At 47.7% G+C, this 6,526-nt stretch carries 7 protein-coding genes; 4 read left to right on the plus strand and 3 right to left on the minus strand.

Annotation, left to right across the window (positions count from 1 at the left end; genetic code table 11):
• Position 1 precedes the first annotated feature (1 nt).
• Positions 2-736, plus strand: coding sequence for a stalk domain-containing protein (locus HMPREF1546_RS18115; RefSeq protein ID WP_083490951.1), 735 nt, complete (start codon positions 2-4; stop codon positions 734-736).
• 278 nt (positions 737-1,014) lie between these two features.
• Here the strand turns inward: HMPREF1546_RS18115 and HMPREF1546_RS03705 are convergent, their stop codons facing one another.
• The gene (locus tag HMPREF1546_RS03705) at positions 1,015-1,641 is read right to left on the minus strand and encodes a hypothetical protein (protein WP_021748335.1); all 627 of its coding nucleotides are present in this window, start codon (positions 1,639-1,641) and stop codon (positions 1,015-1,017) included.
• Positions 1,642-1,915: 274 nt separating this feature from the next.
• Here HMPREF1546_RS03705 and HMPREF1546_RS18665 point away from each other — a divergent pair, with 274 nt between their 5' ends.
• The 3 genes from HMPREF1546_RS18665 to HMPREF1546_RS18670 all read left to right on the plus strand — a co-directional run bounded on the left by HMPREF1546_RS18665 (position 1,916) and on the right by HMPREF1546_RS18670 (position 4,234).
• The gene (locus tag HMPREF1546_RS18665; RefSeq protein ID WP_021748336.1) at positions 1,916-2,866 is read left to right on the plus strand and encodes a hypothetical protein; all 951 of its coding nucleotides are present in this window, start codon (positions 1,916-1,918) and stop codon (positions 2,864-2,866) included.
• A gap of 141 nt (positions 2,867-3,007) precedes the next feature.
• Positions 3,008-3,517 (plus strand): hypothetical protein, encoded by a 510-nt coding sequence (locus HMPREF1546_RS03710; protein ID WP_036629752.1) that lies wholly within the window; start codon positions 3,008-3,010, stop codon positions 3,515-3,517.
• 384 nt (positions 3,518-3,901) lie between these two features.
• Positions 3,902-4,234: a hypothetical protein gene (locus tag HMPREF1546_RS18670; RefSeq protein ID WP_147629905.1), complete on the plus strand. Its 333-nt coding sequence runs from the start codon at positions 3,902-3,904 to the stop codon at positions 4,232-4,234.
• Positions 4,235-4,444: 210 nt separating this feature from the next.
• On the opposite strand, the gene HMPREF1546_RS03720 is transcribed toward HMPREF1546_RS18670, so the two are convergent.
• Together HMPREF1546_RS03720 and HMPREF1546_RS03725 are read right to left on the minus strand one after the other, a co-directional pair.
• A complete protein-coding gene (locus HMPREF1546_RS03720) occupies positions 4,445-5,623 on the minus strand; it encodes a VWA domain-containing protein (RefSeq protein ID WP_021748341.1) in 1,179 nt (392 codons plus the stop codon).
• A 9-nt stretch (positions 5,624-5,632) separates the two neighbouring features.
• Positions 5,633-6,445 (minus strand): MoxR family ATPase, encoded by an 813-nt coding sequence (locus HMPREF1546_RS03725; RefSeq protein ID WP_021748342.1) that lies wholly within the window; start codon positions 6,443-6,445, stop codon positions 5,633-5,635.
• Positions 6,446-6,526: the final 81 nt, after the last annotated feature.

The following is a 6,526-nucleotide window of genomic DNA, read 5'->3' on the forward strand; positions in this document are numbered from 1 at the left end:
AATGAGGAAAACATCATCATTTTTCTGTGGCATGGCACTTATGGCCTTACTTGTTTCCATCACAGGAACCGCTTTAGCAGCAAGTAATGCCATTTCATTTAACACCGCGAACCTCTCAATTAACGGAAAAAGAATTGTCGATAAAGGGGATGTGTTAGAATCATCTGCCGGAGCTGAACTTCCATCCATTATACGATATACAGATTCAAATGGCTCCGCAACTCACTATGTATCTGTTCGGTTTCTGGCCGAAGCACTTGGTATGGACGTATCCTGGAGAGGAAGCAATAGCACCATTGATGTTGAAGCAGAAGGTGATGCGGCGCTATATACAATGGCACCTGATAATGCTGGTGTCATTTTCGATAATGGAGAATTAGAAGAGATTACACCCCTAACTTCTAATTCAGGAAAAGTTATTTTGAAAGAAACAAACCAGTCCGACGATCCATTTGAGTCCACTCTAAATCCAAAAGAAGAAGATGGAGACTATATCAGTATCACTGTTACAAACAGTGGAAAATACCCCTTGGAATTTGATTTGGGCCGGCAATTGCCTTCAACAAATGTCACAAATCCCTCTGCAGTCCCGGCAGGCCAGAGTGCTACCAGAACCATTAAAATAAATACCTGGGAAAGTATCGAAAGTAAGCCGGTATATTTTAAAGTAGGTAATGCTGAGTATATCACAAGAAGCATGGACTTTACTGTGGAAGTAAGACAATTTTCAAAGTAAAAAGAGTGCACGTCAAACATCACAAAAATTAGAAAACAGAGAATAGCGATACCATTCTCCATTTTCCTTTCGAACTTCACAGCCCAGGGACTATGGAGTCTATTGATTCGAATGGCAGAAGCTATCAAGACGTAATTTTAGATGACAGCCGGAGGGGTCTGCAGCCGAGCGGGCCCCTCCAAAATGATTCTCTCTAACATGATTCCAACGCCGGCAACTTCAGAGAAAGGAAATTCCCGGCTGTTCAGCAGAACTCAGGACACGGAATCTTCTCCATTCTAAGGTCTGTGTCCAAGGCCGTATTTTTTTATGAGATAGGCGAAAAACGTCGTTGCTTCATGAGCCGCATTCTCCGGGATCCGGCTCTGGAGAAGTGCTGGTGGAATGGTCAAGCCCGTGGTCCCATAGACTTCCCTATGGAAAACAACCCGCTCACGGCTCAGATCCAGCCGCTGGATGCGGTAGCCCTGACTGCGCCAGGCATCTGATATGACATACTCCGCAGCCTGCTGGGAGGGCTCCACGGCGTGGAATGGGAATTCCTGCTCCCACTGCCCGCCCACATAGGCCGGAGCCTCATCAAACCAGAATGCCTGAAAATAACGGGCCTCCCAGTCCAGCTCAAAGCCGATGATCTTCTCAATTTCCGGAAGCGTCAGTGTAACAGATGACCTCCGACACAGGCGGAAAAACTCCCGGAGATCCCAGTAGGGGTTCTCTAGCCCCCGGGCAGGCTCTGTGACCCCATCCAAGAGGGCGAACACATCCAGCCCGGAAGCAACGCCCTCCCTCCCCTCAACGAGTACATCGTAAGCACAGAACCGATGGATGTAGGCCAGGTTGGCGGCAGTACGCCCTTGCCCCAGGATGATCTCAACTAACTGGATCTCCTGATCTGGGAGCATAGGCCGTCCGCAGTCAACGCAACACTCACGTTGTAGGTAACGGCCTTCTCCATTTGGGTTACAACTTGCGTGACTTTCCTTTTATATCCCATATAGATAACTGCCATTTGCCTTATTTTTGAATAAGCCATGAGTGGTACAGTTAGATTTGTGTTAAATGCGAAATTATTGTATCTCTTTTTGGTTATTTGCCTGATAGACAAAACAAATGTTGAAAATTATAATAAAAATAGAGGCATAAGCTTTCAAATTTAGACAAGAGAGGAGAAATATTATGCAAGCCAAAAAAATCTTTAGTTTTCTATTTGTGATCTTGCTTTCCTTAAATCTTTCTATCACCTCTTTTGCTGCCGCTCTTCCTGAAGAAGGGTATACCATCAATTTTCCGTATGAATACCCAGTCTCCCCTGATGATCCTGAATGGTATAACTTCACTAACAATGACGATATGGTTGCTGCTTGCCAAATTCCGGATACCATGTTGTGCAAAATGACAACCGAAGCTTTGTTAGAATCGGTTTTGAACTATCCGATGCAGATGGATATCTTTATGCATGGTTCGTTAAATAAAGGGTTGTTAGCAGTTTCAGAATATTTCAATGGGCTAGATGAGCTTTTGAATCGGCGAGATTTGCAAAATGTGCTTGAAACGAAGATGAGTATAGAACAACTCGATGAGCACAATAGCACTGACTATGATTCTTATAAAAGAGAAAAAATCATGACTGCTTTGTATACTTTTAATCTTGATGTAAGCAATCCTAGCCCCAACTCTACACCTGATTATGTCTTTACGCCAAGGGGATCAGTAGTTCCTGTAAAAAAAGATAGTACTTGGCATGATATTCTTGATATAGATGACCCTAATTATAGAGATGAAAAAATTGCGGAACTGGAAGCTGAATTTCCTAGAGCAACTCGTATATCAGGGGCATCACCCAAGTATAATTGTCATTCTTACGCTTGGTACTCTCAAAGCACATCCAATCCATACTGGATGGAAAACCCGTACAAATATATTGAGGATGGAAGTTATGTGCGAACAAGCTCCGTAAGGGTTGGAGATTGCGTTCTTTATGGAGCTATTGATGCTCCGGAACATTCTGCTTATGTCGTTTCTACCGCTATTCTTGTAAGATCTAAGTGGGACTGGAAAGGTGTTTATGAACACGCACCAAACTATGGACCATATAAAAAGAGCACGAGTTTTTGGACTCTTGCATAACACTTTAGGAGAAAGCAATTCTTATTCTTACTTTTGTTAGACTATTATGAAATATTAAGGGATACATCACGAAAGAGCCTTGCGATTTCGAGATGTATCCCTTTTTGTTTGACCCTGTAAACCCAAAAGGAGGGAATCGTGATGGAAAAGAGAAACTACACACGGATATTGTTCTTGATGTTATCAATCCTTATTTGTTTTGCTTCCTATCAGGTCGGGAAAAAGGAACTTGAATGCCAAGTGTATCCTATTGATAAGCCGTATGAATTTCCAATAACACCAGATTCGCCTGAATGGGATAATCTCGCAATGGCTGGATTAGCTCAAAACGCTTGCAGGCTCCCAGAAGGATTAGTAGAACAAATGACCACAAAAGCTCTCCTCGAAACAGCTATATCATACCCATTTTCCTCAAATATTCTTGTTCATGAAGATGAGGTGTTGGGCTTTTGGGAAAACACAAAATATAATGAAGCATTAGGTGAATTTGTGCAACGCCCTGATGCAGTCACTGTGTTAGAGAGTGCAATCATTGAATTGCCCGAACTTTCAATAGGCATGGAATATGATATGCAAAAAAGATACTATCTTTTATCAGCATTTATGGATGGGCTAAAAAATCCACCTCGCGATGGCTACCACTACTGTTAATAAGTTTGAGCTTTTGGGGACCATCCTGACAAATCAACATCACGGCGAAAATATTCTCCAGATATTAAGAAAAAGTCATCCGGACCCAATCCAGTCCGCACAACATCGCGGCTACTCCTTATCTGGCAACTCTTTCCGAAACGTTGCCAAACACCGCGTCGGGGAGATGGGGCGGTGATCGGAAGCAAGAATGTCCATGTGATGTGTGATTCTACGGACAGCGGGCAGCAGCGCGTCTGAAACCAGAAAGTAGCCCAGCTGCCCCCGGTTCTCTAGCCGCTTGTTGAGCCGCATAGACCACCAGATATAGGGCCTATCCGCCTGTGGATACCAGGCACAGAATACATCGGTCAGACCCAGAAAGAGGAACCGTTCTATCCCTGGGTGTTTGGCGGGGTTCCAGAACTGGAGATATCCTGGAGTAGAAAGTGGGCAGCGGGTCTTGATTTCCTGACAGCAGAAAAAGTCCGCTTTGGAGTTGGCAAGGACACGCAAAAAGCCTTTGCGCTTGCAGGCCGCAAGGCCGTTGACGTTCCAGGACACAATCTTCATGACAGCAGCTCCTTCCTGTCCATCGAAGTGGGCCTTGGCATGCCCAGAGCCGGCAGTATAAAAATCCCTGCCGCAAACATACAATGCCTGCCCTTGCCGGATTTGTCAAGGGCAGGCATTGCTGTTTCTTCCCTACAGCGGTTTCCAGTAGCGTTGCAATTATAACCAGGCCAGAGCCGAATGGAGATTGAAACCTTCCGGAATTTCTCCGGATAAGACAATCTGCAGGCCGTAGGGCAGATTTTCGCTTCAAATAATTACTGGTAACTTGGACAGAAAGAGTCACCAGGGCGGTTCGTTTCTATATTCGGCTTATGCCGGCAGGAAACCATATATCACTGTTGGGTGAAGCGCAGAAGGATACATTAGCAACTTTTATTTTGCTACAAGAAGTCTCTTGATTCCCAGCGTCAATTCCTCCAGTGTGATCTGGTACATTGGGAACTGCTGTGCAATTAAATCAAATGATTGGGTCCAGTAGCTGTGTCCATTTGGCCGCATTTGTGGATGCAGCCAGATGATATGGGAGTAATGGTTCTTGAATTCCAGCAGCCAGTCTATCCCGGATTTCAGGTCTCCGCCTGCTCCGCGGCGGCCCAGCAGGTCGTTTACGGACATCTCAGCATCTCCGATAAAAATGACGCGGTAATCCCGGAAGAGATTTTTCAAAATCCACTCTGTCTCCACAGCGCTGGACAGGGTCAGCGCAGGGTCCTTATAGACCAGATTTCCAGGCCGGTTGTGAAAATAGAAGATTTTCAGATCTTTGAAATGTCCCGCCTTGCTGACCGCTTGGAACAGCATACTGCACAGCCGCTGATATGGCTCCATGGATCCGCCGGAGTCGATCAATAACAGCAGTTTCAGGGTATTTTTCCTGGGGAATGTATACTCCATCCGCAGCATCCCACCATTTTGACAGGTCTTTTGGATCGTGGCGTCTACATCCAGCTCCGTCTTGGGCGCATCCGTCAGTCTGGACAGCTGCCGGAGCCCCCGGAACGCCTGCTGGAACTGGCGGGAGTCAAGGGTACAGTCTGTGCGCCAATCCCGATACCGCCGCTCTCCCGCCAGCCGATAGGCGGATCGGTACCGGGACTCGCCGCCCACCCGGATGCCGCCCATCCGTTCCCCTTGGTTTCCAAAGGCGGTATAACCATCGGTGCCAATCCATTTCCGGCCGCCGTTGTGTTCCTCTTTCTGGTCTTGAAGGCGGCGGGCAAACAGTGCCTCAATCTCCTCTTCACTCAGGCCAGTGAACTTCTGCAGCCTCTGGATATCCTCCCTGGTCAGCTCCGGATGCTCCAACCATTTCCGCAGCTCTTCCGGCAGCTGTTCTTGTGGCTCCACGCCTCGGAAAAATTCCAGGAACACCTGATCGAAGCGGTCAAAATCCACCTCACTCGTCACCACCACCGCACGGCAGAGGGTGTAAAAGCCATCCAGCGTGGAGCCATGGAGACCTTTCCGCATTCCTTCCAGCAGCATCAGCCATTCGTCGAGGGACACCTTCAGTCTGTTTGCCCGCAGCAGATAAAAAAGTGACAGAAACATGGCAGTCCCTCATTTCCGCTGGCGATTCAGAAGCTCCAAGTCTTCGTTCTTTTTCAGCAGCACGCCCGCAAAGGGAAGCTCCTGCAGAATGCGCTCCGACGCAATTCCGCCCAACTGCAGGGCCTGGATCCAGTCCAGCAGCTCGCTGGTGCTTGGTTTTTTCTGGAGCCCATGGATGCTCCGCACCCAATAGAAGGTCTCCAGCGCCTGCCGAAGAAGGCTATCCTCCAGGTCAGGCTCATGCACACGGATAATCTCGGCCATCAGCTGCTCATCTGGGAACGTAATATAGTGAAAAATACAGCGCCGCAGGAAAGCGTCCGGCAGTTCCTTTTCCGCGTTGGAGGTGATGATCACAATGGGCCTTTGCTTTGCCCGGACGGTCCTTCCTGTTTCGGGGATGTAAAATTCCATTCTGTCCAGCTCCCAAAGCAAGTCATTGGGAAATTCCAGATCCGCCTTATCGATCTCATCGATCAGCAGGACCGCTTGGTCCTCGCCGGAGAACGCCTCGCCCAGTTTTCCAAGCTTCACGTACTTCTCCACTTGGTCCACGCCCGCAAGACCCAGCTGGCTGTCATACAGCCGCTGGACCACGTCATAGATGTAGAGTCCTTCCTGAGCCTTTGTGGTGGACTTGATGTTCCAAATCAGCAGCCGCTTTTGCAGAGACTCCGCTACAGCTTGTGCCAGGACCGTCTTTCCGGTACCCGGCTCTCCCTTGATCAGAAGCGGCTTTTGCAGAGCGATGGCGATGTTTGTCACTTGCAGGAGTTCTTCACTGGCCACATATTCGCCGCTACCTCGGAAAGAACTTTCCATAAAACAGTACCTCCGTCATATAACATGAATATGGTTGCAAATTGATAGAAACGCGGCCTGTGGCAACACCACAGGCCGCGT

Origin of the sequence: Oscillibacter sp. KLE 1745, assembly GCF_000469445.2 — a bacterium.
GTDB lineage: Bacteria > Bacillota > Clostridia > Oscillospirales > Oscillospiraceae > Oscillibacter > Oscillibacter welbionis.

What these genes read in the sequence shown, in the direction of transcription:
- HMPREF1546_RS18115 (WP_083490951.1), top strand. Translation starts at nt 2, where the DNA reads ATGAGGAAAACATCATCATTTTTCTGTGGCATGGCACTTATGGCCTTA.
- HMPREF1546_RS03705 (WP_021748335.1), bottom strand. Translation starts at nt 1,641, where the DNA reads ATGCTCCCAGATCAGGAGATCCAGTTAGTTGAGATCATCCTGGGGCAA.
- HMPREF1546_RS18665 (WP_021748336.1), top strand. Translation starts at nt 1,916, where the DNA reads ATGCAAGCCAAAAAAATCTTTAGTTTTCTATTTGTGATCTTGCTTTCC.
- HMPREF1546_RS03710 (WP_036629752.1), top strand. Translation starts at nt 3,008, where the DNA reads ATGGAAAAGAGAAACTACACACGGATATTGTTCTTGATGTTATCAATC.
- HMPREF1546_RS03720 (WP_021748341.1), bottom strand. Translation starts at nt 5,623, where the DNA reads ATGTTTCTGTCACTTTTTTATCTGCTGCGGGCAAACAGACTGAAGGTG.
- HMPREF1546_RS03725 (WP_021748342.1), bottom strand. Translation starts at nt 6,445, where the DNA reads ATGGAAAGTTCTTTCCGAGGTAGCGGCGAATATGTGGCCAGTGAAGAA.